At 62.2% G+C, this 24,941-nt stretch carries 18 protein-coding genes; 11 read left to right on the plus strand and 7 right to left on the minus strand.

The window, feature by feature from the left end:
• The first annotated feature begins 34 nt into the window (after window positions 1–34).
• Together hpnI and P3T17_RS09705 are read left to right on the plus strand one after the other, a co-directional pair.
• Window positions 35–1,276 carry a bacteriohopanetetrol glucosamine biosynthesis glycosyltransferase HpnI gene (gene hpnI, locus P3T17_RS09700; protein WP_429406264.1) on the plus strand — a complete coding sequence of 414 codons (1,242 nt, stop codon included), beginning with the start codon at window positions 35–37 and terminating at the stop codon, window positions 1,274–1,276.
• A 64-nt stretch (window positions 1,277–1,340) separates the two neighbouring features.
• Window positions 1,341–2,390, plus strand: coding sequence for a lysylphosphatidylglycerol synthase domain-containing protein (locus tag P3T17_RS09705; RefSeq protein ID WP_429406485.1), 1,050 nt, complete (start codon window positions 1,341–1,343; stop codon window positions 2,388–2,390).
• Between the two features lie 8 nt (window positions 2,391–2,398).
• Here P3T17_RS09705 and P3T17_RS09710 read toward each other — a convergent pair whose 3' ends face one another.
• A complete protein-coding gene (locus P3T17_RS09710) occupies window positions 2,399–3,361 on the minus strand; it encodes an AEC family transporter (RefSeq protein WP_429287241.1) in 963 nt (320 codons plus the stop codon).
• A 105-nt stretch (window positions 3,362–3,466) separates the two neighbouring features.
• Here P3T17_RS09710 and P3T17_RS09715 point away from each other — a divergent pair, with 105 nt between their 5' ends.
• Window positions 3,467–4,333: a LysR family transcriptional regulator gene (locus P3T17_RS09715; protein WP_429287240.1), complete on the plus strand. Its 867-nt coding sequence runs from the start codon at window positions 3,467–3,469 to the stop codon at window positions 4,331–4,333.
• On the opposite strand, the gene P3T17_RS09720 is transcribed toward P3T17_RS09715, so the two are convergent.
• Window positions 4,330–4,995, minus strand: coding sequence for a VC0807 family protein (locus tag P3T17_RS09720; RefSeq protein ID WP_429406266.1), 666 nt, complete (start codon window positions 4,993–4,995; stop codon window positions 4,330–4,332). The two genes, P3T17_RS09715 and P3T17_RS09720, sit on opposite strands and share 4 nt — an antisense overlap.
• Window positions 4,996–5,129: 134 nt before the next feature.
• Here P3T17_RS09720 and P3T17_RS09725 point away from each other — a divergent pair, with 134 nt between their 5' ends.
• The gene (locus P3T17_RS09725; RefSeq protein ID WP_429406487.1) at window positions 5,130–5,666 is read left to right on the plus strand and encodes a GNAT family N-acetyltransferase; all 537 of its coding nucleotides are present in this window, start codon (window positions 5,130–5,132) and stop codon (window positions 5,664–5,666) included.
• A 38-nt stretch (window positions 5,667–5,704) separates the two neighbouring features.
• Here the strand turns inward: P3T17_RS09725 and P3T17_RS09730 are convergent, their stop codons facing one another.
• Window positions 5,705–6,445: a GNAT family N-acetyltransferase gene (locus tag P3T17_RS09730; RefSeq protein WP_429406267.1), complete on the minus strand. Its 741-nt coding sequence runs from the start codon at window positions 6,443–6,445 to the stop codon at window positions 5,705–5,707.
• 111 nt (window positions 6,446–6,556) lie between these two features.
• On the opposite strand from P3T17_RS09730, the gene P3T17_RS09735 reads away from it, so the two are divergent.
• Together P3T17_RS09735 and P3T17_RS09740 are read left to right on the plus strand one after the other, a co-directional pair.
• The gene (locus tag P3T17_RS09735) at window positions 6,557–8,083 is read left to right on the plus strand and encodes a PLP-dependent aminotransferase family protein (RefSeq protein ID WP_429406270.1); all 1,527 of its coding nucleotides are present in this window, start codon (window positions 6,557–6,559) and stop codon (window positions 8,081–8,083) included.
• A gap of 244 nt (window positions 8,084–8,327) precedes the next feature.
• A complete protein-coding gene (locus P3T17_RS09740) occupies window positions 8,328–8,648 on the plus strand; it encodes a hypothetical protein (RefSeq protein ID WP_429406272.1) in 321 nt (106 codons plus the stop codon).
• 94 nt (window positions 8,649–8,742) lie between these two features.
• On the opposite strand, the gene P3T17_RS09745 is transcribed toward P3T17_RS09740, so the two are convergent.
• The gene (locus P3T17_RS09745) at window positions 8,743–9,486 is read right to left on the minus strand and encodes an ArsR/SmtB family transcription factor (RefSeq protein WP_074267164.1); all 744 of its coding nucleotides are present in this window, start codon (window positions 9,484–9,486) and stop codon (window positions 8,743–8,745) included.
• A gap of 242 nt (window positions 9,487–9,728) precedes the next feature.
• Here P3T17_RS09745 and P3T17_RS09750 point away from each other — a divergent pair, with 242 nt between their 5' ends.
• Both P3T17_RS09750 and thrS read left to right on the plus strand, forming a co-directional pair.
• A complete protein-coding gene (locus P3T17_RS09750; protein WP_429287237.1) occupies window positions 9,729–10,331 on the plus strand; it encodes a flavin reductase family protein in 603 nt (200 codons plus the stop codon).
• 221 nt (window positions 10,332–10,552) lie between these two features.
• Entirely contained in the window at window positions 10,553–11,782 is a 1,230-nt protein-coding gene (thrS, locus tag P3T17_RS09755; RefSeq protein WP_429406274.1) for a threonine--tRNA ligase, read from the plus strand.
• A gap of 44 nt (window positions 11,783–11,826) precedes the next feature.
• On the opposite strand, the gene P3T17_RS09760 is transcribed toward thrS, so the two are convergent.
• Complete coding sequence (locus P3T17_RS09760) at window positions 11,827–13,266, minus strand: DHA2 family efflux MFS transporter permease subunit (protein WP_429287235.1); 1,440 nt, start codon at window positions 13,264–13,266, stop codon at window positions 11,827–11,829.
• Window positions 13,267–13,329: 63 nt separating this feature from the next.
• On the minus strand, window positions 13,330–13,998 hold the full coding sequence (locus P3T17_RS09765; RefSeq protein WP_429287234.1) for a glutathione S-transferase family protein: 669 nt from the start codon (window positions 13,996–13,998) through the stop codon (window positions 13,330–13,332).
• A gap of 488 nt (window positions 13,999–14,486) precedes the next feature.
• On the opposite strand from P3T17_RS09765, the gene P3T17_RS09770 reads away from it, so the two are divergent.
• The 3 genes from P3T17_RS09770 (at window position 14,487) to pbpC (ending at window position 23,621) form a co-directional block, all read left to right on the plus strand.
• Window positions 14,487–14,864, plus strand: coding sequence for a lysozyme inhibitor LprI family protein (locus P3T17_RS09770; protein WP_429406275.1), 378 nt, complete (start codon window positions 14,487–14,489; stop codon window positions 14,862–14,864).
• Between the two features lie 139 nt (window positions 14,865–15,003).
• Window positions 15,004–21,132 carry an alpha-2-macroglobulin gene (locus P3T17_RS09775; RefSeq protein WP_429406277.1) on the plus strand — a complete coding sequence of 2,043 codons (6,129 nt, stop codon included), beginning with the start codon at window positions 15,004–15,006 and terminating at the stop codon, window positions 21,130–21,132.
• An 86-nt stretch (window positions 21,133–21,218) separates the two neighbouring features.
• A complete protein-coding gene (pbpC, locus tag P3T17_RS09780; RefSeq protein ID WP_429406278.1) occupies window positions 21,219–23,621 on the plus strand; it encodes a penicillin-binding protein 1C in 2,403 nt (800 codons plus the stop codon).
• A gap of 27 nt (window positions 23,622–23,648) precedes the next feature.
• Here the strand turns inward: pbpC and P3T17_RS09785 are convergent, their stop codons facing one another.
• Entirely contained in the window at window positions 23,649–24,872 is a 1,224-nt protein-coding gene (locus P3T17_RS09785) for a dienelactone hydrolase family protein (protein WP_429287231.1), read from the minus strand.
• Between the last annotated feature and the right edge of the window lie 69 nt (window positions 24,873–24,941).

Consider the following 24,941-nt stretch of genomic DNA (forward strand, 5'->3'; position numbering starts at 1 on the left):
GCCTCTTCCGTCGTTCCGCGCGGAGGGACCAGGCATGAAACGCCTCGCCTGGCTTGTGTGTCCGATTGCCGTGCTGCTTGCGATCGGGCTTGTCGATTTCGAAGGGCCCGGGCGCGCAGTGCATCTGATGCTCTCCGCGCTGGCGCTGCTGTGTGGCATGGGTGCTGTGTTCGGTATTGTGTACACGCTGCTGGCCGGCGCGTTGATCCGACGTTTCTTTGCTCGTACTCCTTCGCAACCCACCAGCTTTCCGCCGGTCACCATCGTCAAGCCATTACATGGCGACGAGTGGACCTTGCTCAGCAACCTGTCGAGCTTCTGCCATCAGGACTATCCGGGTCAGCTGCAATTCCTGTTCGGCGTGCACGACTCGGAAGATCCTGCGCTGCAGACCGTAGAACAACTGCGTTTGCTGCATCCCGAAGCGCACATAACGGTTGTGGCCGATGCGCGCCTGTATGGGCCAAACCGCAAGATGAGCAACATCCTCAACATGCTGCCGGAGGCGCAGCATGATGTGTTGGTCTTTGCGGACAGCGACGTGAGCGTTGGCCCGAGTTATCTGCGCAATGTAATCGGCGAGTTGCAGAAACCTGGTGTGGGACTGGTCACCTGTGTCTATCGTGGTCAACCGGATCCGGGCTTTTGGCCGCGTCTTTCGGCGAAAGCCACCAACTACCAGTTCCTGCCTAGCGTCGTGACGGGCCTGGCGTTTGGAATGGCGCGGCCGTGCTTCGGACAGACCATAGCCATGCGGCGCGAGACGCTCGAGAAGATCGGCGGCTTCGCGCAGTTCGTGCATCATCTCGCGGAAGATCATGCGATCGGCGAAGCAGTGCGGATGATCGGCGAAAAAGTCGTGATTCCGCCATTCACTGTGTCGCATGCCTGTGTGGAAAGCAGTGCCGCCAAGCTGATTGCGCACGAACTGCGCTGGAGCCGAACAATTCGCATCATCGATCCGATTGGGCACCTTGGCTCGGCACTGATTCATCCGCTAGCGTTTGCCTGGCTGACCGTGGCGTTTTCTGGCGGTGCAGCATGGGCATGGCCGCTTGCTGCGGTGGCGCTGCTCGCGCGCCTTGCGCTTAAAATCCAGTCCGATCACGCATTGCGGCAAGCGCATCGCGATCTGTGGCTACTACCGTTCTGGGATATCGTATCGTTTTTGATCTTCGTGGCGAGCTTCTTCTCGACACGGGTGATCTGGCGAGGCTTCAGTTTCAAGGTGGACGGCGATGGTTTGCTGTCGCCGGTTCAGGACGAGTCAAGGTAATGCGGATTTCTTTGAAAGGTTGCGTGGGACTGGCGCTCGACGAGCCGCGCATAGCGGCTACGTGATGAAGCATCTTGGCCGTATTGCCGCGCTGGCGGGACTGCTTGCGTCGCTGTGGTTAGTTCTGCATGACAACCCCGGCGCAGTGCTTGGGCTGATGCGTGCCGCAGGCGCCGGGTTGGTGCTGGCGGGGCTGGCCCATGTCCTGCCGATGCTTGCGAACGCGCGCGACTGGCAAAGCCTGATCCGCGGCGCAAACCGCCCGAGCGTTGCGGGCATGTTGCAGCTGGTCTGGATCCGCGAATCGGTCAACAGCATGTTGCCGGTGGCGCGCATCGGCGGCGAGGTGGTGTCGTTCCGCATGATGCGGCGGCGTGGCTTGCGTGGCTCGACCGCGGCGGCGAGTCTCGTCGTCGACATGCAACTCACGCTGATCAGCCAGTTGATGTTCACGATGGTGGGCATCGGCTTTCTGTTCGCGCATGCGGCATCCGGCACGCTACGTCTTGCGGCCGATCTGGCATGGGGCATTGTCGCGCTCACACCGCTACTGGTGCTGTTTTCGCTGGTGCAGCATGCAAGCCCGTTCGAACGCATCACCCGTGTGCTCAACCGCGCAACCAGCGGCAAGCTGGCCGCGCTCGTCGGTCAGTCAGCGCAGATCGATCAGTCGATCAAACTGATCTGGCGCCGCCGTGGCGTGGTGCTGCGTTACCTCTTCTTCTGGCAACCGTTGCAGTGCGTATTGACCGCGCTGGAGATCTGGCTCGCGCTGCATTTTCTTGGCGCGCAGGTGAGCTTTGTCGAGGCGATAGTGATCGAATCGCTGATCCAGGCGGTTAGCAGTGCGGCCTTTTTTGTGCCCGGAGGCCTAGGGGTGCAGGAAGGCGGTTTCATCCTGATCGGCGGCGCACTTGGTCTCGATCCTTCAACCTGCCTCGCACTCGCGGGCGCGCGGCGGATTCGCGATCTGCTGATCTTTGTACCGGGATTGTTTGCCTGGCAGATTGCCGAGTCTTCCGGTGAGGCGCACGTCGGCCTGGTCAGCGCGCTGTCTTCGACTACGAGGACGACAGCTGCAGCCGGCCGGGGCCACGAAGTCAAGAAGTCCTGATGGATGGATCAGCCGCGCGGCATATACAGCAACAGCAGGGACAGCGTCACGAGTGAGCCTAGCGTCGAGAGAAGTATTGTCCGTGACGTGATGTGCGCCTCCCGCCGATAAAACTCCGCGAGCATGAACGGCCCGGTGCCTGTGGGCAGCGCGGCCAGCACGACCGACATCTCCACCAGCATGGGCGATAGCGCGAACACGCGCGCGGCCAGCCACCACGTCAAAGCCGGTTGCAGCAGCAATTTGGCGCCCGTCAGTGCCCAGGACGCGACGTGGTTCGACGTCGAGGGTGCGGAGGACCTGTCTGCAGGCGTCCGTTTTTCAGCAAGGAACAATCCGAGGCTGACCAGCGCGCAGGGGCTTGCCGCACCGCCCAGCAGCTTCAGGAATGTCTCCGCGCTTTGCGGCAACGTCACGTGAACGCTGGCGACCAGCACGCCGACGATCGGCGACACGATCAGCGGATTGCGCGCCAAGGACCGCACTACCTTGAACGCCAGCCGATGTGGCGCGCGTTCGGTCTGCAGTCCCACTTCAATCAGGACGATCGCGATCGCAAACAACACGCAGGCGACGAGGATCGTGGCGATCGTGGTCGGCGTCTGGCTGGCTTGTCCGAATGCGATCAGGCACAGCGGAAAGCCAATGTAGCCGGTGTTCGGATACGATCCTGCAATGGCATCGACGCTGGCATCGGCGAGCGGCCGGCCACTCAGCAGACGGACCACGAGAATCAGCACGAATACGACGGAACAGGAGAGCGCGAAGGTGGCGACAAACGCCGGCTGATAAAGCTGATGCCAGGTAGCGTGCGCCATGATGTCGAACAGCAGCGCAGGCAAGGCGAGCCAGACGACAAAACGGTTCAGCTCCGACGCCGCCGTGGGGCCCAGCAGGCCCCGCTTGCGGCACACGAACCCCGCGAAAATCAGGCCAAATACGGGAAGCAGGATCTCAAGGGTCGATAACATCGGTGTGGCAGGCTGGCGGCTGGAAAAGACAATGCGCCAGAGTAGTGGTTCGGGTTGATACAATCAAATACCGTTTTAGGCGTTCAACAATACCTTTTTTGCATCGTGATCGACGTCAAACCGCTGCGCTATTTCGTGACGCTTGCCGAGACCCGCCATTTTGGCCGGGCTGCGGCACGGCTCAATCTGTCGCAACCGCCGTTGAGCCGCCAACTGGCGGCGCTCGAGGCGAGTTTGGGCGTTACGTTGATCGAGCGCAGTCCGCGCAGCGTCACGCTGACGGCGGCGGGCGAGCGCTTCTATGTGGATGCCAAGGCCATTCTCAGCGCGATTGAACAGGCCGCGCGCAATGCGCAGGCCGCCGCGCATGGCGATGCCGGCACGCTGGCGATTGGCTTCACAATGTGCGCGGCGTATAGCGTGGTGCCGGGCTACGCGCGGACCTTCGGTGCTGCGTATCCGGAGGTGACGCTGAATCTGCGCGAGGTGGTGTCGAACGATCTGGCGGCACAGGTGCTGGCCGGCCAGATCGACGCGGCGATCATGTTTCCGAGCGTGCCGAACAGGGGGCTCGAGGCGCGCACGATTGTCCGTGAACCGCTCTGCGTGGCACTGTCGCGCGCGCATCCGCGTGCCCGGGCGCGGCAGTTGAAAATTGGGCAACTGGCGGGCGAGCCGTTCGTGTTGGCCTCGGAGGAGGTGGCGCCTACGTTGCGGGCCACCATTCTCGAGCATTGCCGCTCAGGTGGTTTCGAGCCCGACATCCGTTTCGAAGTGCAATTGCAGCAGACCGTGCTCAGTCTTGTCGACGAAGGCGTCGGCGTTGCGCTGGTGCCTGCGTCGATGCGTAAAGCGCAGCTTGCGGGTGTGGTGTTCCGGCCGCTGGCGGATGCGCCGATGATTGAGCAGGTGCTGGTGTGGTCGCCGGCGAACCGGAATCCGTGTCTGGTGCGGTTTTTGGAGCTGGCTTAGCGAGGGACGTTAGTGCTGTGCGACGCATTGTGCGGCCCACTGACCAAACGTTCGGCATCCTGCTTGATACGTCGTCGATACCAGAACGTCCACAACATAAGGGCGCCATAAAAACTGTAGCGCACGACATTCGACACCAGCGCCGCATGAGGACTACTCTCGGCGTCCCAAACAATCGACGTGCGTATCACGTTCTCCGCTACAAGACCGATACCCCACACCAGCGTCATGACGCGGACTCTCGAGGCCAGTGTGGGACTCTCCCGCCAGTCCCGTTCGAATTCGCTCGCGTTTTGCATACTCTCGCGAGCCATGGTGGATCGCGCCAGGTAGAACACGATCGGACGCGGCAGCAACAGCGAAACAAGAAAGGCGACGCCGATCATGCCCGACACCATCGGCTCTTCAATCGTCAGCTCTTGCGGAACGCCAGTCACAGTGACCGTCGCCAGCGACAGCAGGATGCCGATCAGAACGATGCTGCTCAAGGCGTCGAAATGACGGTGACGTACCAGGTCCCAGGTCATCCACGCGATGAGCGGCAAGGCCGAAGCGAGCAGGGCACCCGCTTGCCCCCAATGCGGATGGGCGAGGCGGTAAGCGAGCCACGGCAGCGCGAAGTTGATGAAAACGGCGGACAGGTATCTGAGTCGAAGCTTCATGCGCTGTGCTCCGAGTGGGCGCTTATGCTTCTTGCGGGCGTGCGCTCATGCAGGTCAGAGCGGATCGCGCGGACCATTTTATGCCCAAAATCTGCGATCATCCCATCCACCCCTCAACCTTCTTCCTCCTCCCTATGACCGAGTTAAGCACGCTCCTCGAGACCGATCGCCTGATCATGCGTCCCCACGTCCGCGCGGATTTCGACGATAGCTTCGCGATGTGGTCCGATCCCGAGGTGACGCGCTTTATCGGCGGCCAGCCGTCCACCCGCGAGGAGACCTGGTCGCGTCTGCTGCGCTATGTGGGACATTGGACGATGCTGGGCTTCGGGTACTGGGCGGTGCGCGACAAAGTGAGTGGCACGTTCATCGGAGAAATTGGTTTTGCCAATTTCGAGCGGCAGACCGAGCCGTCGCTCGGCGGCATGCCCGAAGTCGGCTGGGCGCTGACGCCCGTCGCACAGGGGCATGGCTATGCGACCGAAGGCGTGCGCGCGGCCCTGAAGTGGGCCGATGCAAAATGGCCCGCCGCCGACACCGCCTGCATTATCGCGCCGGAGAACGCGCCGTCCCTGCGTGTGGCGCAGAAGTGCGGCTACGTGGAGTGGACCCGCGGAACCTACAAGGGCAAACCGCAGATCCATCTACGTCGCGCCGCAGGGGCCGCCTGAGACGCGTGCGTCAGGGCTCGAGCCTCGACGCACCGAACTCAGGCGCCCGCCTCGCCCGCTACCGCTCGCCGCCGTGCAATCAGATCCGCAAGCTTTTCGCGCTGATTACCCTCGGCGTCGAAATTGCTCTGCTCGAGCCATTGCGCGAAACCCTCGCGTACCGCCGGATATTCACTGTCGATGACGGAAAACCAAGCGGTATCGCGATTGCGTCCACGGGTGACGATCGCCTGGCGGAAGATTCCTTCGAACTTGAAGCCGTACCGTAGCGCCGCTGCTCGCGATGGTGCGTTGAGCGAATCGCACTTCCATTCGAAACGCCGGTAGCCAAGGTCCTCGAACACGTAGGTCATCAACAGCGCCATCGCGTCGCTGGCGATACGGGTTCTCTTCAGACGCGGCGAGTAGGTGACGTGGCCGACTTCGATCACGCCATTGGGCGCGTCGATGCGCATCAAGGCTAATGTGCCGACGGCCTTGCCGGTTGCGAGATCGATCACTGCATGGTGCATCGGATCGGCCAGCGTCGCGGCCTTCGTCAGGTGTTCGCGATACGCTTCGAGGCTCTGGAACGGCCCCACGGCCAGATAGGTCCAGTCGCGACCGTCCGTGGCGGTGCTATAGGCTTCGTAGAGGTCTTCGACATGCCGCTCCACATCCACCCGCTCGATCCGGCAATAGCGTCCGACGAGCGGCTCACGCCCGGGTAGCTGAGCGCCCTTCCAGTCTGGTAAGTCAAAGCCGATTGGCTGCTTGTATTCGTTGAGGCGTGGTTCCACTTTTTTCTCCTGGCTTGCTTGCATTCAGGAGAGACAATACGGCAAACGTGGTATGTTAAAAAGATCCACGATAGCAGTATTTGATAGGTCCACAGGGTAGGTCGATACACGATGATCGAAATCATAGGGCCGTTGGCGCATGACGCCGTCACGCCGGCCGGCAAGCCTGTGCCGCTGCAGAAGCAGTTGATCGGGCGTCTGCAGCAGGCGATTCTGGCCGGGCGGCTGCCGGCAGGCGCCTTGTTGCCGTCGTCGAGGCTGCTCGCGGCAGAACTCGGCGTCTCGCGCAACACGGTGCTGATCGCGTACGACCATCTGGTCGCAGAGGGCTATGTGCTCGCCGATCGCAAGGGCACGCGCGTGAATCCGCTATCCAGCCCTGCATCGCGCGTCGACGCGCGCCCGGATATGGCGACCGCCGAGGTTGCCTACGCGGCGCGGCTCGAGCCGTTCGCCGCGCTCCGGCCGCATCCGGGCGGGATGGCTGTTTTGATGCCGGGCACCCCGGCGCTCGATCGCTTTCCGCTAGGTGCCTGGCGCCGTTCGCTCGAGCGCGCCATGGAGCGTGCGTTGCCGCATTTGCTCGGCTACGGCGACCCCGCCGGCGAGCCGGCCTTGCGCGACGCCATTGCCGCGCATCTGCGCGTGGCGCGTGGCGTCAGTTGCGACGGCTCTCAGGTGGTTATCACCGAGGGCGCGCAGGAAGCGTTGAACCTGTGTGTGAGGCTGCTCACCAATCCCGGCGATATCGCATGGGTCGAAGATCCCGGCTATCGCGGCGCCAAAGCGGCCTTCAACCTGGGTGATCTGAAAACCGTGCCGATCCGTGTCGATCAGGAAGGCATGGACGTGCCGGCGGATGCGTGGCGCGTCAGCCCACCCAGACTGATTTATACGTCGCCTGCGCATCAGTATCCGACGGGCGCCGTGCTCTCGGTGGCGCGGCGGCTCGAACTGATCGCGCAGGCGCGGCGTGCGGGCGCCTGGCTGATCGAGGATGACTACGACGGCGAGTTCCGTCACACCGGCGAGCCGATCGCCAGCATGCAGGGGCTCGTGCCCGACGCGCCGGTTTTGTATGTCGGGTCGTTCAGCAAGACGATGTTTCCGGCGCTGCGGATCGGCTTTGTCGTGCTACCGCGCAGCATGGTGGCGCAGACGCGCACACCGTTGCAGGAAATGCTGCGCGGCGGTCATCGGCTTGAGCAGTGGGCGTTGGCGAACTTTATCGAAAGCGGCGAATTTGGCCGCCATCTGGGGCGGATGCGGCGGCTTTACCGTGAGCGGCAACAGGCGTTGCGCGAGGCGCTGGCTACGCACTTCGAACCGGCGCAGGTTCTCGGCGGCAATTGCGGCATGCATCTGACGCTCAGACTGCCGCCGCACATATCGGATCGCGCGGTCGTCGATCTTGCGCAGCAGCAACAGATTAGCGCGCGTGCGCTTTCCGGGTTCACGTTACAGCCGCAAGACGAAGACAACGGGCTTGTGATCGGCTATGGGAATACGTCGGCGGAGCAGATTGAGACGGCGGTCCGTTCGCTGGCGCGATGTGCAAGCGAGGTGGCGGGCACGGTGCGTCCGAGACGGCGTGTTGCAGGTGCGAAGACCTGGAGACCTAAAGACCTGAACGCGTGAACGCGCGAGCATGCCCACGGCCTCGCGTCGTGTAAGTTTTACTTTTGTTGAAACGCTCGGCGCGTTGTCTTTACGCGATCTCAGAACGCTTGAAGCTCGCCTGCACGCTGTCCCGGCTTTGCGATGTCCATGCCACCGCTTATCCCACCGGACTCACACCTCACTGGCCGTATTCGGCATTGCCTCGGGCATGAAGAATGCCTTATGTTCTCTCGTGACGAACCTTCGTTCATTCAGAGAGGACATGATGGATATTCGACCGACCGCGTGGTTTCCGCTGGACCGTTATACGCCCGTCCGTGACGGCTGGTACGAGGTTCAGCTAGTGAGCGGCGATACGGCGTTTGCGAAGTTCGGCGAGAGCGAGTGGAGCGAAAAGCCGCTGCTCGTATTCACGCATTGGAGAGGGCTTTCCTCCGATCCGGCCCGCTCCGGCGAAAGCGAGTCGTTCAGCGCCGAGGCAACCGCAGCCGAAGGCGTTCGCGCGGCGTGGAATGCGTTCTTTCCGGGGCTTGGTGGGGAGCAGCACAAACCGCTGGAACCTGAGCACGGCGAGAAGAGCTAATTCACGTGCGGCCGTGATGCGCCATCCACGGATTGCGATGGCGCATCTCGACAGCAAACCGGTGACGCACCGCGTCACTCAACTTTCATCGTGTCTACGCTTCGGGCACGACCTCCACACGTCTGTCGTCGACGGCGAGTTCCCCCAGCCTTCCTTCGATACCCAATTCGTCTTTTAGCCACGCCCAGCCTTGCGGCGTCACCTGTACCGCACGCGTTGCCTTGACCCGCCGCAACCAGCCCTTCGCGCACAGCAGCTTCATCCATTGCACGCCGAGCGGCCCAGCCAGATGATGCTGCCGCTCCGACCAGTCCAGGCACTGGCGCGCGAGACCTCGGCGCGTGGGTTGCAAATCAGGCACGTTCAACCCCATCCGGGCGAACCAGTCCATTCCAGCGGGGCTGACCTCGAACTGCTTGTCGGTTGCCGCTACGATCACACCGCGCCGCTCCAACGCCTGAGTGACCGCAACGCCGAGTTGTCCGGCCAGATGATCGTAACAGCAGCGTGCAAAGCGCAACTTCCTGGCGTCCGCGCTGAGCGGCTTGATACGAGGGCGGCTCGGCGGCGTGATCGACGCGAGGTTTTCCAGCAGCAATGCCACGTGCGACCCGCCGAGCCGGTAATAGCGGTGTCGGCCCTGCGCTTCCACTTCGACGAGTCCCCCGGCCAGCAGCTTCGCCAGATGCGTGCTGGCGGTCTGCGCGGTCACGCCGGCCGCATAGGCGAGCTCGCCGGCGGGCAGTGCCCGTCCGTCGACCAGCGCCATCAGCATGCTGGCGCGGGCTGGGTCGGCGATCAGGAAGGCGGTGGACGCGATATTCGGTTGGGCACACATGGTCGATCTCCTGTCGATCGGCGCCGGCGCTTTAGCGCGCGACTCCGATCCCATGCAACCTAGTGGCTGCGATGTTTCCATCATAGGGGCTCGCGGAGGCCGCACGCTTCGATGCGTATCGAAACGTTGTGGCGCCGCTGGACACGGGCGACCCACGTCTTGGCTAGAATGCCATCTGGCTCGGATTCGATACGCAGACACGCCGCACGAACCGATGAACTGTTCGCACGATGAAGGCAGATATGAAAGGCACGAGAGAAGCAGTTGAACTATCGCGGGCGACCCAGTTACTGAATCACGGTCCAGTCACCGTGATCACCAGCGCGCACGCCGGACGTACGAACGTCATGGCGGCGTCGTGGGCCATGCCGCTCGATTTCAATCCGCCGAAAATCGTAGTGGTGGTCGACAGCCGCACGCTCACGCGGCAACTGATCGAAGCGAGCGGCGTGTTCGGCCTGCAACTGCCGAGCCGCGGATTCGCCCGGCAAACGCTTGCGGTCGGTTCGACGCCAGGCAACGATCTCGACAAGTTCGCTGCATTCGGTCTGGAGACGTTTCCGGGTGAGCGCATCGACGTGCCGATGCTAGCCGGCTGCATCACGTGGATGGAATGCAAGGTGATTCCCGACGACAGCCAGCGCCACGATCTGATTATCGGCGAAGTGGTGGCGGCGTACGCCGATAGCCGTGTCTATTCGAAGAACCGCTGGCATTTCGGTGACGATCCGGATCTGCGCACCTGTCACTACGTGGCAGGCGGGACTTTTTTCGCCACCGGCGAGGCGTTTGAAGTGGAGCCTGCGATAAGCGGGGCGGCAAGCAATTCCGAAAGTGTCGATTGACGTTTCACCAACAGATCGTTTATTGTCGACTCATGGACCTCTTTTCGTTCTCCTTCGCGCCTGTCACCACCACGACGACCACCCTCATGGGCGGGTCGTCTGGAGGTTGCGCGCGCTAGAGCAACAAGCTGCTGCAAACCCCCAAGGGCCCCGCCGGAGACGGACGGGGCTCTTGGCGTTTACGGCCTTCCGTCGATGGCTCACATCAAACGGAGCGTACTGTGAACGACCTCGATCATCGTGTATTGGGCAACAGGCTGGACCTTTTCCACCAACAGGAGGAAGGCCCCGGCATGGTCTTCTGGCATCCGCGCGGTTGGGAGTTATACCGCGTGCTGGAGGACTACATTCGCCAGCGAATGCGGCGCGCGGGTTTCCGCGAAATCCGCACGCCGCAACTGCTCGCCCGCTCGTTGTGGGAACGCAGCGGGCATTGGGAAAAATTCGGCTCGAACATGTATTCGTTCTCCGAAGGACACGAAACGGGCGGTGAAGAAAGCGCCTCCGAAGCGCGTGCGCTCTGTCTCAAACCGATGAGCTGCCCTTGTCACGTGCAGGTGTTCAATCAGCGCGTGCGTTCGTACCGCGAGTTGCCGGTACGTTATAGTGAGTTTGGCGCCTGTCATCGCGATGAACCCTCCGGCTCGCTGGAAGGGCTCAAGCGTACGCGCGCATTCGTGCAGGACGATGCCCACGTGTTCTGTATGGAAGCGCAAATCGAAGCTGAAGTCGGACGCTTTTGCGATCTGTTGCGGCACGTCTATGCTGACCTCGGATTCCCTGCATTTTCAGTGGCGCTGGCGACGCGTCCCGATGTGCGTGCGGGCTCGGATGAAGTATGGGATCGAGCCGAAGCAGCGCTTGCGCAAGCCGCTTTCGCGGCTGGACTCCAGTTCGAGGTGCGCGAGGGAGAGGGGGCGTTTTACGGCCCCAAACTGGAATTCCATCTGATCGATAGCCGCGAGCGTAGCTGGCAATGCGGCACGGTTCAACTCGACTTCGTCCTGCCGGAGCGGCTCGATGCGCTCTATGTCAACGAGCGCAACGAACGCGAGCGTCCCGTGATGATCCATCACGCGGTGCTCGGCAGTATGGAGCGTTTCATTGGCCTGCTGCTCGAGCATCACGAAGGCCGGCTGCCTATGTGGCTGGCACCGGACCAGGTTGCGGTAGCGACGATCAACGATGCAAGCGCCGCGTATGCTTCGCAGGTCGTGCGGGCGCTTGAGGAGGCCGGCGTGAGAGTTGTCCTCGACGACCGGCCGGAACGGCTCGAAAAGAAGATCTACGACGCGCGCGAAATGCAGGTGCCGATCTTCGTCGCAGTCGGGCCGCGCGACGAACGCGACCAGACGATCAGCATCCGCGAACGGGACGGGCAACAGGTGGTGCTTGCAATTGCCGAAGGTGTTGAGCGTTTGCGACACGCAGGCACGCCGCCCGCGAAATAGCAGGGCTCACTGCGGATATCCAGGCGGGTGCAGCCGGGATTTCGTCACTCGGCAGCCGCCTCCGCATGAGCGTTGTTCTGTTGCCCGTTGGCGCGTAGCAACGAAGCGCCGAACAGCGCCGCCACTGCTGCAAAAACCGCTCCGGTCAGAAAGGCGAGGTGGTAGCCGCTGTTCAGTGCGGCCACCGTTCCTTGAGATGCCTGCAGCGCATCCGTGCGCGCCGCGGCAACGCTCGCGAGCACCGCGAGACCCACGGCACCGCCCATCATGAACGCGGTATTGACAATGCCCGACGCGAGACCGGATTCGCTCGGCTCCACGTCGCTCATCGCTGCCAGCAAAACCGGGTTGAACGCGATACCTGCGCCGAGCCCAAGCAGTGTCATGCCGGGCAACACGTCGAGTATAAAGCTGCCGTCAACCGGCGCCCGTGCGAAGCACGCAAGTCCAGCGGCGGCCAGCAGCAAGCCGACGCCGAGCGGCAAGCGCAAGCCGAAACGCATCACGAGCCGCGCGGACAAGCCAAGCGAAAACAGCGCCATGATGAGGTTGGCAGGCAGGAAAGCGAGCCCGACCTGCATGGGCCGGTAACCGAGCACGCGCTGCAGATAAAGCGCCGAGATAAAGAACCATGCGAACATCGCCGCCGCCCACAGCACGCCGACGACATTCGCCACGGCGACGTTGCGCAGCTTGAACAGACCAAGCGGCATCAGCGGATGCTGCACGCGCGCTTCGATGCGCAGGAACAGGAGCAGCAGCGCCAGCGCGGCGACCAGCATGCCGATGGTCTGCAGCGACAGCCATCCCGCTTCGTTGCCATTGACGATCGCGTACACAGCGAGCATCAGCGAAACGGTAATCGTCGCCGCGCCTGCTACGTCGAGTCGTTCGCCGTGCGCGCTGCCGCGGCCATTGGGCAACAGCGCGATACACATGGCGTAAACGGCGATGCCGATCGGCAGATTGACCAGGAAGATCCAATGCCAGCTCAAGAGGTTGGTCAGAAGACCGCCTGCCAGCACGCCGATGCTGCCGCCACCGGCACACACGAAGCCATAAACCCCCATCGCCTTGGCGCGCTCGCCCGGTTCGGTGAACAGATTCATGATCAACGACAGCGAAACAGCCGACACGACCGCACCACCGAAGCCCTGCACCGCGCGCGCACAAACCAGCAGCACCTGCGAATTCGCCATGCCGCAGGCGAGCGACGCCACGGTGAAGAGAGTGATGCCGCCCAGAAACAGCTTGCGATGGCCGTACAGGTCGCCCAGCCTGCCGCCGAGCAGCAGGAAGCCGCCGAACGTCAGCATATAGGCGTTGACGACCCAAACCAGCGAGGTCTCGGAGAAGCCGAGATCCGCGGCGATCGACGGCAGCGCGACGTTCACGATCGTCGAGTCGAGCACGATCATCAGCACGCCGAGGCACAGGACCATCAGGGCCAGCCAGCGTTTGCGCGCGTCGATGTTATGGGTCATGCGGTGTGTCTCCGTAGTCGGGTTGCAGCGTCCGTCGGCGAGCGTTCGCGCCGGCGGGGGCGCTCAACTCAGCAGGTCATATTTGCCGCCACGTTCCAGCGCACGCTGATACGCCGGCCGCGCGTGGATGCGGTCCAGAAAACCGCGAATCGCGGCAATGTTGTCAACTCCGCCGCGCGCGGCGCCGGCTTCGAGCGGGAAGCTCATCTGCACGTCTGCGGCGCTGAACTCGTTGCCGACGAACCAGCCGGTCGGCGTGAGTGCGTCGTTGATATAGCCAAGGTGCAGCTTGATCTGCGGATCGACGAAGCTCGATTGCAGCGTCGAGGCGATCTTGCGGGCAATCGGCTTGGCGAAGAACGGCATCGGTGCGCTGCCGATCCGCGTTGCCACCAGCTTGAGCAGCAGAGGCGGCATCACCGATCCTTCCGCGTAGTGCAGCCAGTATGTATAGCGCAAACGCTCAGGCGTGCCAACTGCCGGTGCGAAGCGGCCCTGGCCGTAACGGTCCACCAGATACTCGATGATAGCGCCCGATTCGGCGATCGTGAGGCCTTCATCGGTGATAACCGGCGACTTGCCGAGCGGGTGGACCGCGCGCAATTCGGGCGGCGCCAGCATGGTCTTGGGGTCGCGCTCGTAGCGTTTGATCTCGTACGGCACGCCGAGCTCTTCAAGCAGCCACAGGACTCGTTGCGAGCGGGAGTTGTTCAGATGATGGACTGTCAGCATAGGGGATCCGGGCCTGTGGAGTGCCACATGATAGCTCTGTTGGACGGGGCGCTTTTAGAACCCACGGTCGGCTTCCAGGCGGTTCGTGTCCGGGAAGAAGCAAAAGCACAGGCTTCATGCATCGAATTCACGGCGCCGGATATCAGGCGATGGGTTTGACTCATCTGCACGTGAGCTCTGCCCTACCCGCGCTTTATTGTGGTTTTTTGGTTTAACGATTGCGGTCGTCACAATCAATATTGAAAGTGGCTCTATCCCAGGTGCCGCGCTTTAGTGAATAATCTGCCCGGGAGATTTGCGTTAGAAACTGGCAACTGGATATTGAAACCTGCGCACCCGCTGCAATACGCGGAGGTGATTGGTGTGTCCATGAAAGCCATTAATGCAGCTGGAATAGATTTATGGGACGCGACGAAGAAGCGCCGGTTTTCGGCTGTACCCGTTAATGATAAAAAAACCTTCGTTTTAATCTAAAGGATGCATTGAGCATGAAAAAAATCGTTTTGCCGTTACTGCTGGCTGCATTTTCGATGGCGGCTCACGCAGCCGGTTGCGCCAAGCCCCGCAATGCATTTGACCAGGTGTATTGCTCGAGCACGCAGTTCTCCCAGTCCGACCGCGACCTGAACCAGGAATACGACCGCGTGAAGCAGGCCTTGCACCCGGCGGAACAGGCGACGCTCAAGCACGGACAACTCGCATGGCTCAGCCAGCGCGATGCCCGATGCAGCCTTGAAAAGGACGAGGGCTACTTCGTCAATCTCGAGTGCGCAACGGACATGACGCAGCAGCGCATTGCCTTTCTGCGCGAGCGTGAACGTGAATGCAGCAGCACGGGATGCGTCGACGCGAAGCTGGGCGAATAACCGGCTGAAGTTGCTTCTACCGCGTCCGCGTCAGGCACCGGCAGCACGAGCACGAATCGAGCAGCAATAAAACTAGCGCTAACAAAAGCAAGAGGAAACGGGGATAAGAAGCCGCAAGCTTATCCTTGATGAGGGAAGCATGGATATTCTGCGATTTCTGTTCGTTCTGCCGCTGCGTCTGGTGCGCGGCCTGTTCCGCCTTATCGCGAAGATTACGCGGCCGGTCTTCGGCAGTGTCTCGTGGTCGGCTCCCGCATGGGCGCCGGCCACGGGCGCCGCGATCCGCCGCCGCCCCCGGCACTTCGCCGGCGGCTTGCTCGGCGCCATCGTGCTGGTGGTCGCGGCAGCGGCCGGCTGGCATTGGTATTCGCATCGTCCGAAAGCCCCTGAACCAGAACGGATTACCTTCCAGGCCAAGGTGCCCGCTGTCACGGATTATGTGCAGGCGGATGGCACGCCCAAGATTACGATTCATCCGCTGGAAGTGGACTTCTCGCGCTCGGCCGCGCCGATCGAACTGGTCGGCAAGACAGTCACCAAAGGCATCACCATGACGCCGGCGCTGAAGGGCGAGTGGAGCTGGGCAGACGATCGCACACTGCGTTTCGTGCCCGCGGCGGACTGGCCGGTTGGTGCGCATATCGAACTGGCGTTCGATATCAAGCAGGCTTTCGCCCCGCACGTGCTGATGGCCGACGACCATCTGGCCTTCGACATCGCACCGTTCATCGCCAAGGCGGGTGCCGCCGAGTTCTATCAGGATCCGCAAAACGCGGCGGCGAAAAAGACCATCATGCCGGTGAGCTTCAACTACCCGGTCGACACGGCGCAATTCGAAAAGCGCATCTCGCTGGCGCTCGCCGGTAGCGACGGCAAGTTCAACACGCCGCTCAAATTCACCGTGATCTACGACACGGCCAAACTGAACGCGTGGGTGCACTCGCAGCCGCTCGACCTGCCGCGCGACGACGGCGCGGTGCAACTCACGCTCGATAGCGGCGTGCGCAGCTCGCGCGGCGGTGGGGGCACCAAAGACCCTTTGAAGTCGGTGGTGCGGGTGCCGGGTCTTTACAGTCTCGCCGTCAACAGTGTGACTCCGACGCTGGTCGACAACGACCGCTACGAGCCGGAGCAGGTCCTCGTCACCGAACTCAGCGGCGCCGTGCGCGGCAGCGATATGAGCGGCGTGATCAAGGCCTGGGTGCTACCCAAACGCAAGCCGGACGTGGACCAGAAGGACGACGATCCGCCGTATGAGTGGGACCCCGCGGACGTGAGCGAGAGTGTATTGCGTCAGTCGCAGCCGCTCAAACTCGAACTGGTGCCGACGGAAAACGAATTCGCGGAACTGCAAAGCTTCAAGTTCCACGCCGACCCGGGACAGCGCGTCTATGTGCGGATTGCTTCCGGGCTGAAGTCGTTCGGCGGTTACATGCTCGGCAAGCCTTCGGTTCAGGCCTTCACGGTGCCCGACTATCCGAAGCTGTTGCACTTCATGGCGGATGGCTCGCTGTTGTCGCTGAGCGGCAGCAAACGGATTTCCGTGGTGTCACGCAATTTGCCCGGCATGAAGGTGGAGATCGGTCGCGTATTGCCGGACCAGTTGCAGCATCTGGTGAGCTTCAATCAAGGTACCTATACCAAGCCGGAACTCGGCTACAACTTCAGCGAGGACCATATCGTCGATCGCTTCGAGGAGAAGCGGGCGTTTCCGAAGGCCGGTCCGGGTCAGGCGCATTACGAAGGAGTGGACCTCGGTCAATATCTGAAGGACGGCAAGCGCGGCGTGTTCCTGCTGCATCTGTCAGCCTACGATCCGGTCGCCGAGAAGAAGGCGGCTGAAAAAGCCGCCAAGGAAAAGAGTCAAGATTCCAGCGGCGACGCCAGTTCGAGTGACGACTCCGGCAATGACAACGGCGACGCCAACAGCGACTCGAGCGACGACAGCAGCAACGGCGACGACCAGTCGCCGACCGATACGCGCATGATCGTGGTCACGGATCTCGGCATGCTCGTCAAGCGCGCGCTCGACGGAAGCCAGGATGTCTTCGTGCAGTCGATCCACACCGGGCAACCGGTCGCTGGTGCGACGGTGTCGGTGCTGGCGCTCAATGGTCAGACGCTGTACACCCAGGACACCACCGCGGATGGCATGGTGCACTTCCCGACCTTCAAGGGACTGGACCACGAGAAGCGGCCGACGCTATACGTCGTGAAGAAGGAAGATGACCTGTCGTTCCTGCCGGTGGGCGGCCAGGACCGCCAGCTCGACTTCTCGCGCTTCGACGTGGGCGGCGAGCGCAACCCGACCAGCGAAGGTCAACTGTCTGCCTATCTGTTTTCGGACCGCGGCATTTACCGGCCGGGCGATCTGTTCCATATCGGCCTGATCGTACGCGCGGCGAGCTGGGCGCGTAGCCCGGCCGGCGTGCCGTTACAGGCCGAGATCGTCGATCCGCGCGGCATCACGGTTCAGCGCATGCCGATTAGCATCGACAACTCCGGTTTTAGCGAGCTGGCGTATACGCCTTCCGAAACGGCGCCGACCGGCGCGTGGACGGTGAACCTGTATATCGTCAAGGATGGCAAGGCGACGGATCAGCCGATCGGCTCGACCACGGTGCAAGTGAAGGAGTTTCTGCCGGACCGCATGAAGGTCGAAGCCAAGCTCTCGTCGCAGGTGGCCGAAGGGTGGGTCAAGCCGGATCAGTTGAAGGGTATCGTCGACGCGCAGAATCTGTTCGGCACGCCGGCGGCTGACCGGCGCGTCGAGGCTTCGTTGACGCTGCGTCCGGTATGGCCGGAATTCCGCAGCTGGCAGGACTATCATTTCTTCGACGTCCGACGCGCCCAGGAGGGTTACACCACCAATCTGCAGGACGGCAAGACCGATGACAAGGGACACGCCGAGTTCGATCTCGACCTCAAGAAATACGCGGATGCGACTTATCAGCTGTATTTCCTGACCAAAGCGTATGAGGCGGACGGTGGCCGCAGCGTGGCCGCGAACGTACAGACGCTTGTGTCTAGCGACGACTGGCTGGTCGGCTACAAGTCGGTCGACGATCTCTCCTACGTGAAGCGCAGCAGTCCGCGTACGGTGCATCTGGTCGCGATCAATCCGCAGGCCAAATCGATCGATCTGAAGGACCTGAAGGCGCAACTGGTCGAGCGGCGCTATGTATCGGTGCTGACCAAGCAGGATTCGGGTGTCTACAAGTACGACTCGCGTCTGAAGGAAGTGCCGATCAGCGAAAATCCGCTGACGATTCCGGCCGCGGGTCTCGACTACACGCTGCCGACCGACAAGCCGGGCAACTACGCGCTGATTATCCGGAGTGCTGATCGAACGGAAGTGAATCGCGTCGAATATTCGGTGGCGGGCGACGCGAACGTGTCGCGTTCGCTGGACCGCAATGCAGAGTTGCAGATCAACCTGAGCAAGCATGACTATGCCCAGGGCGAGCCAGTGGAGATTGCGATTCGCGCGCCGTATGCGGGTAGCGGTTTGATTACGATCGAACGCGACAAGGTCTACGCGCACGCGTGGTTCCATGCCGATACCACCAGCTCGGTGCAACATATCACCGTGCCGCCGGGCTTCGAGGGCAACGGCTATATCAACGTGCAGTACATCCGCGACCCGTCGTCGGACGAGATCTTCATGAGCCCGCTGAGCTATGGCGTCGTGCCGTTCTCGGTGAACATGGACGCGCGCCGTAACGCGCTCACGCTCGATGCGCCGCCGCTGGTCAAGCCAGGACAGACGGCGACGTTCAAGCTGCACGCGGCGCATCCTACGAAGGTCGTGGTGTTTGCGGTCGATGAAGGCATCCTGCAGGTCGCCCGCTATAAGCTCGGGGATCCGCTCAAGTTCTTCTTCCGCAAGCGCATGCTCGAAGTGGGCACCTCGCAGATTCTCGATCTGATCTTGCCGGACTTCGAGAAGCTGGTGGCGATGGCGGCGCCCGGCGGCGATGCGGACGATGCTATCGGCAGTCAGCTCAACCCGTTCAAGCGCAAACGCGACAAGCCGGTGGTGTATTGGTCGGGGATCGTCGATGTGGATGGCGAGAAGGACGTCAGCTATACCGTGCCCGATTACTTCAACGGCAAGCTGCGGGTGATGGCGGTGTCGGTATCGCCGGATCTGGTGGGCACTGTTGAAGCGGCCACCACGGTGCGCGGCGACTTCGTGCTGTCGCCGAACGTGCCCAATATGCTGGCGCCGGGAGACGAAGCCGAGGTCAGCGTGGGTGTGGCCAACAATCTCACGGGCCTCGGCGACAAGCCGGTACCTGTGACGGTGACGCTGAAGACCGGTCCGCAGTTGAAGGTGCTCGGCAATGCATCGCAGAACCTGAGCCTCGCGCAGATGCATGAGGGCGTGGCGCTGTTCCGCGTTAAGGCGACCGATACGCTGGGCTCGGGCAACCTCACTTTTACGGCGAGCTACGCAGGCAAGTCGGCGGCGCAGAGTCTCGATCTGTCTGTGCGGCCGGCTGCCGCGTATCGTTCGCAGGTCGATATTGCCCGCGTCGGCGCTAACAGCAACGCGGATCTGCCAGGCTTGCGCAAGATGTACGACGCGTATGCATCGCGCGATGCGAGCATCTCTACGGTGCCGGTGGTGTTGTCGGAAGGTTTGACGTCGTGGCTCGTCAACGTGCAGAACTACTGCAGCGAGCAGATCGTTAGCGCGGCGATGCCGCGGCTGATTGCGTCGAAGTGGCCGTCGGTACCAGCACTGACACACGCGCTGCAACCCGCTAACGGCGACCCGCAAGTCACCAACGACCAGGCGCTGGCGCAAGCGCTCGACGTGCTGCGTACGCGTCAAAACAGTCAAGGCGGGTTTGGACTGTGGTCAGCGACACCAGATGCTGAGCCGTTTATATCGGCGTACGCGATGCACTTCCTGCTGGAGGCGCGCGATCGGGGTGTCGCAGTGCCGGGCGACGTGCTCGACGCAGGCAACCAGTATCTGCATCAGCTCGCGAGCGACGATAGTCTGGATACGCTCGACTTGCTGCGCCAGCGTGCCTATGCGGTCTACTTGCTGACCCGCCAGGGGAATGTGACGACCAACGATCTGGCAGCGGTGCAGAAACGTTTGCAGGAAGCGTTCCCGAACGACTGGAAGAACGATCTTGCTGCTGCGTGGCTGGCTGCGTCCTACGAACTGCTCAAGCAGGACAAGGAGGCGAACACGCTGATCGCAGGTCCGCAGCGCGAACTGGAACGCAAGCAGGATCCCGCAAAGTTCGAGTATGGTTACTACACCGATCCGCTGACACGCGATGCGAGCGTGCTGTATCTCCTGTCGAAGTACTTCCCTGACCGGGCGAAGGGGCTCTCGCCGCAGGTGATGGAGAACATCGCCGGGCCGCTGGCGCGCAATCAGTTCAATACGTTGTCGTCGTCCATGACGGTGCTCGCGCTCGATGCGTACGGCAGTTTGAACGCAACCGGTGTCGACAAGCTGGTGATCGACGAGGTCCACGCCGACGGCAGCGTCAAGGCGATCTCGACGCTGCAGGGCAACCTGTTGCAATCGGGTAGCTGGAGTGCGGCGGCTACGAAGCTGCGTTTCGTCAACGGTAGCAGCTTGCCGGCGTGGCGCGTCAGCAGTCAGACGGGCTACGACCGTGGCGTGCCGGACAAGGCGATCAAGAATGGTCTCGAGATCGTGCGCGACTACACCGATACCAACGGCAAACCGCTCGACAAGATCACACTGGGCGAGGAGATCGAGGTTCACGTGAAGATTCGCGCGACGGGCGACGAGGGCGTGGGTAACGTGGCGATTGTCGATCTGCTGCCGGGCGGTTTTGAGCCGGTCATCGAGCCTCCGCCTGCTGCGGACAGCCAGACGGACGACAGCAACGCGCAGAGCGGTCAGGGCGATCAGTCCAGCCAGGGGGATCAAGGCGATCAGGCCAACCAGGGCGATAACAACAGCAGCGATAGCGACAACAACAACGGCGACAATAACAGTGACAGCAGCGACGCGAAGGCTGCGCCGTACCGCTCGCCGATCGGTCTGTCGAGCTCGACCTGGCAGCCCGAGTACGCGGATATCCGCGAAGACCGCGTCGTGATCTACGGAACCGCGACGCCGGACGTCAAGGAGTTCGTATATCGCATCAAGGCCAGCAATGCCGGCACCTTCATCGTGCCGCCGGCTTTCGGCGAGTCGATGTACGATCGCCGGATCCAGGCCCGTTCGCCAGGAGGCGCTACGCTAACGGTGGTACGCACACCGTAATCCCGCGGCCACACGTCTGAAGCTAAAGCCGATGACGTGTGGCCCGGCAAGCGACGCTGTTCCAGCTTTCTGCGAATCTCATCATCGTGTCTTTACTTCGTTCCTTGCTGCATGCGTGTGGCCGCTGGCTGCACCGCTGGCAGAACTGGCTGGTCGGCGCGCTGCTCGTCGTGGGCGTGCTGGCGGGTTGCCGTCTCTGGCCGCATCCTTCGCTGCAGGGATGGAAACCGTCCTCCACTGCCTTCTACGACGATCACGGCCGCCTGTTGCGTTTGACGCTGGCGAGCGACGATCGCTATCGCCTGTGGGTGCCGCTCAAGGATATGTCGCCGCAACTGGTTGACGCAGTGCTGTTGCACGAAGACCGCTGGTATCGCTGGCACCCCGGTTTCAATCCGTACGGCCTCGCGCGCGGCGCGTGGGTGACCTACGTGCGGCACGGCAACCCGCAGGGTGGCTCGACCATCACCATGCAACTGGCGCGCTCGCTATGGCAACTGAATACGCGCACGCCATGGGGCAAGCTGAAGCAGGTGGGGCGCGCGATCCAGCTCGAGCTGTTCTATTCGAAGCAGCAGATTCTCGAGGCGTATCTGAACGATGCGCCGTATGGCCGAAACGTCGAGGGGGCCGGCGCGGCCAGCATCGCGTATTTCAACAAGTCGGTGGGCGCGTTGAGCTTGCCGGAAGCATTGACGCTGGCAGTGATTCCGCAGGACCCGGCGCGCCGTTTGCCGCGTGTGCCGACGCGAGGGCCGGCGGGTGCCGATGGCGTGATCAACCCGCAGCTCACGACTTCACGCAACCGCCTGTACGCGCGTTGGCTGGCGGGCCATCCGCAGGATGCTTCGCTCAAACCGCTGTTTGCGTTGCCATTGAATATCCGGCCGTTGTCGCGCCTGCCGTTCGAGGCGCCGCATGCGGTGGAGCAACTGCTGGCGGCGCGACAGATCGACGGCGAAGATCACGAATCGCGTCTGCGGACGACGATCGACCTGGATCTGCAGCACATCCTCGAGCGGCAGATTACCCGCTACGTTGCACGTAACAACGGGATCGGGATTCGCAACGCGTCCGCCATGCTGGTGGATACGCGCGACATGGGCATCAAGGCGATGGTTGGTTCGGCTGATTATTTCAACCGCTCGATACAAGGTCAGGTGAACGGAACGTTGGCGCGGCGCTCGCCGGGGTCGACGCTTAAACCGTTTATCTATGCACTCGGTTTCGACCAGGGCGTGCTGCATCCGCAGACCGTGCTGCGCGACGTGCCGTCCTCGTTCGGCCCGTACACGCCGGAGAATTTCGACGGCCATTTCCTCGGGCCGATTACCGCTACCGATGCACTGAACCGCAGCCGCAATATTCCGGCGGTTTGGGTGGCGTCGCAATTGCATCAGCCCGATCTGTATCAGTTCCTGCAGCAGGCCGGCATTGGGCATCTGGCGAGCGAGCAGCACTATGGGCTCGCGCTGGTGCTCGGCGGTGGCGAGGTGACCATGCAGGATCTGGCCGGCCTCTATGCGATGCTCGCCAATCGCGGCGAACTGAAACCGCTGCGCCTGCTCGCCAGCGATCCTCAGGTACCGGGTACGCGCATGCTGAGCGACGAGGCGAGCTTCATGGTCATGGATATGCTGCGTCAGCATCTGCGGCCGGACGAAACCACCGGGGCGCAGCCATCGCATTTGCCGGTGTACTGGAAGACTGGCACGTCATGGGCGTTTCGCGATGCGTGGACCGCAGGCGTGTTTGGTCCTTATGTGCTGATCGTCTGGGTGGGCAATTTCGACAGCACGAGCAATCAGGCATTCGTTGGCGTGGATGCAGCTGCGCCGCTGTTTTTCCAGATCGTCGATGGGCTTGAAGCCGAACGTCCGCAGCTTGCCGAGCCATTCCGGCCCAGGCCGGGTAACGTCAAACGCGTGCAGATCTGCCTTGCCAGCGGCGAGCTGCCGAATCAATGGTGTCCAGAGAAGGGTTGGACGTGGTTTATTCCAGGCAAGTCGCCGATCCGCGTGAGCAATGTGCATCGTCCGGTGGTGATCGATGATGCGAGCGGTCTGCCGGCGTGCCCGCCTTATACGGGCAAGCGCACGCACGAAGAAGTGTATGAATTCTGGCCGTCCGATCTGCAGCAGGTTTTTGCGCAAGCAGGTATCCCGCGCCGCAAGCCACCGCAAAATCCGGAGTGCCGTAATGCGGGCACGCCGGATGGCGATCCGCCGCAGATCACTTCACCCGTGCGTGGCAGTGTCTATGCGATGCGTCTGAAACAGCTTGGCCAGGAGCGTATCGCCTTCAATGCCACCACGGATGCCGATGCGCATGCGCTGTACTGGTTCGTCAACGACGCGTATGTGGGCCGTAGCGATCCGGGCACGGCGCTTTACTGGCAACCGCGCACGGCGGGTAGTTACAGCGTGCGGGCGATCGACGATCATGGGCGGATCGATCAGCGCACGCTTGAGGTCGGGTTGGTGGATTGAGCGCGCTGCTTTTGCGCGCTATGCCCCTTACGCCTTTGCCTTCGCGCCCATGAGCTGATTCGACGGCAACGTCTCATCAAGCAGCTTGCGCGCGCTCTCGATACCCGCCACCGGCAGCCCTGCCGGATCGATCAGCCCCACCTGCACGAGTACCGACGCCTGATCCCAGTAGATATGCTCGTTGTACAGCTTGTCGCCGCGGAAGCACACCACAGCCAGCATCGGCACTTCGAAATACTTGCCGGTGGGCGCGACACCCGGCAGCAGCCAGTCGATCTCGCATGTATGCGTGCAGCTGAAAACGAATTCGTCGACGATGCGGTCCGCGCCGATCGTCCGTGATATCGGAATCAGCTTCGTATCCTCAGGGTTCGAATGAACGAAGTGATGCGTGTAGAAGCGCTTGAGGTTGTCGTGGCCTACGCCGCCCGTCATCGTCGGAACGTGATTGACGTACGGTTGTGCAACCATGGTCGGCATGACCGCGTCCACGTCGCGCGTGGCGAACTCGTAGTAGCAGTGCTGTTCCCACAGCGTATTCAGGTCGTACACCGGCCCCAGCACCTTGCGCAGAAGCGTGAGGGTGCGCGAGTACGCCATCATCGTGGCGGGCTTGTCGTAGCTCTTGCGTGAGGGATTGGCGAAGGCGTGATCGCATCCCGCGTAGACGTATTGCTCGATCTGTGGCCGGGTCTTCAGCGCGCTGCCGATGCGCTCGCGAACCTCGGGCGGGCAGTGCGCATCCTGTTCAGGGAAGTGAAACACCATCGGACATCGGATGGCGGGCACTTCGTCCAGATAGGCTTCGAGCCCGGCGCCGTAATAACTGACTGCGCAGTCCACGTCGGTACGGGCTGCGCTTAGCATGGCGAGCTTGCCGCCCAGACAGTAGCCGATTGTGCCGACCTTGCCTGCCTGCTCCGGCAGCGCGCGTAACGCGCCGATGGTTGCTTCGATGTCGCCTATCGCGCGGTCAATGTCGAAGCGTTGCAGGTAACCGAGCGCGGTTTGCATATCGGCATCGCCGTAGCCGAGCACGACGCCTGGCTGGATCCGCCAGAACAGGTCGGGCACCAGCACCACGTACCCCTCTTCTGCAAAGCGGTCGGCCATCGACTTCATAAAGTCGTTGATGCCGAAGATTTCCTGCAGCAGCACGAGTCCTGGCCCCGAGCCTTGCGCGGGACGCGCCACGTAAGCGTTGAAACGGCCGCCATCGTGGGCGGTGACTTCGATGAATGACGCGGACATGCCTGTCTCCTGTTGACCAGAGTTCGCGCTTCAGCGCGCTACATCGGTCCCATGCAACACGGTTGCGGA

This window comes from Paraburkholderia sp. GAS82 (assembly GCF_050436285.1).
Classification (GTDB): Bacteria; Pseudomonadota; Gammaproteobacteria; order Burkholderiales; family Burkholderiaceae; genus Paraburkholderia; species Paraburkholderia phenazinium_B.

Excerpts from the sequence above, each read along its gene's own strand:
- hpnI (WP_429406264.1), top strand. The coding sequence starts at position 35 with ATGAAACGCCTCGCCTGGCTTGTGTGTCCGATTGCCGTGCTGCTTGCG.
- P3T17_RS09705 (WP_429406485.1), top strand. The coding sequence starts at position 1,341 with ATGAAGCATCTTGGCCGTATTGCCGCGCTGGCGGGACTGCTTGCGTCG.
- P3T17_RS09710 (WP_429287241.1), bottom strand. The coding sequence starts at position 3,361 with ATGTTATCGACCCTTGAGATCCTGCTTCCCGTATTTGGCCTGATTTTC.
- P3T17_RS09720 (WP_429406266.1), bottom strand. The coding sequence starts at position 4,995 with ATGAAGCTTCGACTCAGATACCTGTCCGCCGTTTTCATCAACTTCGCG.
- P3T17_RS09725 (WP_429406487.1), top strand. The coding sequence starts at position 5,130 with ATGACCGAGTTAAGCACGCTCCTCGAGACCGATCGCCTGATCATGCGT.
- P3T17_RS09735 (WP_429406270.1), top strand. The coding sequence starts at position 6,557 with ATGATCGAAATCATAGGGCCGTTGGCGCATGACGCCGTCACGCCGGCC.
- P3T17_RS09740 (WP_429406272.1), top strand. The coding sequence starts at position 8,328 with ATGATGGATATTCGACCGACCGCGTGGTTTCCGCTGGACCGTTATACG.
- P3T17_RS09745 (WP_074267164.1), bottom strand. The coding sequence starts at position 9,486 with ATGTGTGCCCAACCGAATATCGCGTCCACCGCCTTCCTGATCGCCGAC.
- P3T17_RS09750 (WP_429287237.1), top strand. The coding sequence starts at position 9,729 with ATGAAAGGCACGAGAGAAGCAGTTGAACTATCGCGGGCGACCCAGTTA.
- P3T17_RS09760 (WP_429287235.1), bottom strand. The coding sequence starts at position 13,266 with ATGACCCATAACATCGACGCGCGCAAACGCTGGCTGGCCCTGATGGTC.
- P3T17_RS09765 (WP_429287234.1), bottom strand. The coding sequence starts at position 13,998 with ATGCTGACAGTCCATCATCTGAACAACTCCCGCTCGCAACGAGTCCTG.
- P3T17_RS09770 (WP_429406275.1), top strand. The coding sequence starts at position 14,487 with ATGAAAAAAATCGTTTTGCCGTTACTGCTGGCTGCATTTTCGATGGCG.
- P3T17_RS09775 (WP_429406277.1), top strand. The coding sequence starts at position 15,004 with ATGGATATTCTGCGATTTCTGTTCGTTCTGCCGCTGCGTCTGGTGCGC.
- P3T17_RS09785 (WP_429287231.1), bottom strand. The coding sequence starts at position 24,872 with ATGTCCGCGTCATTCATCGAAGTCACCGCCCACGATGGCGGCCGTTTC.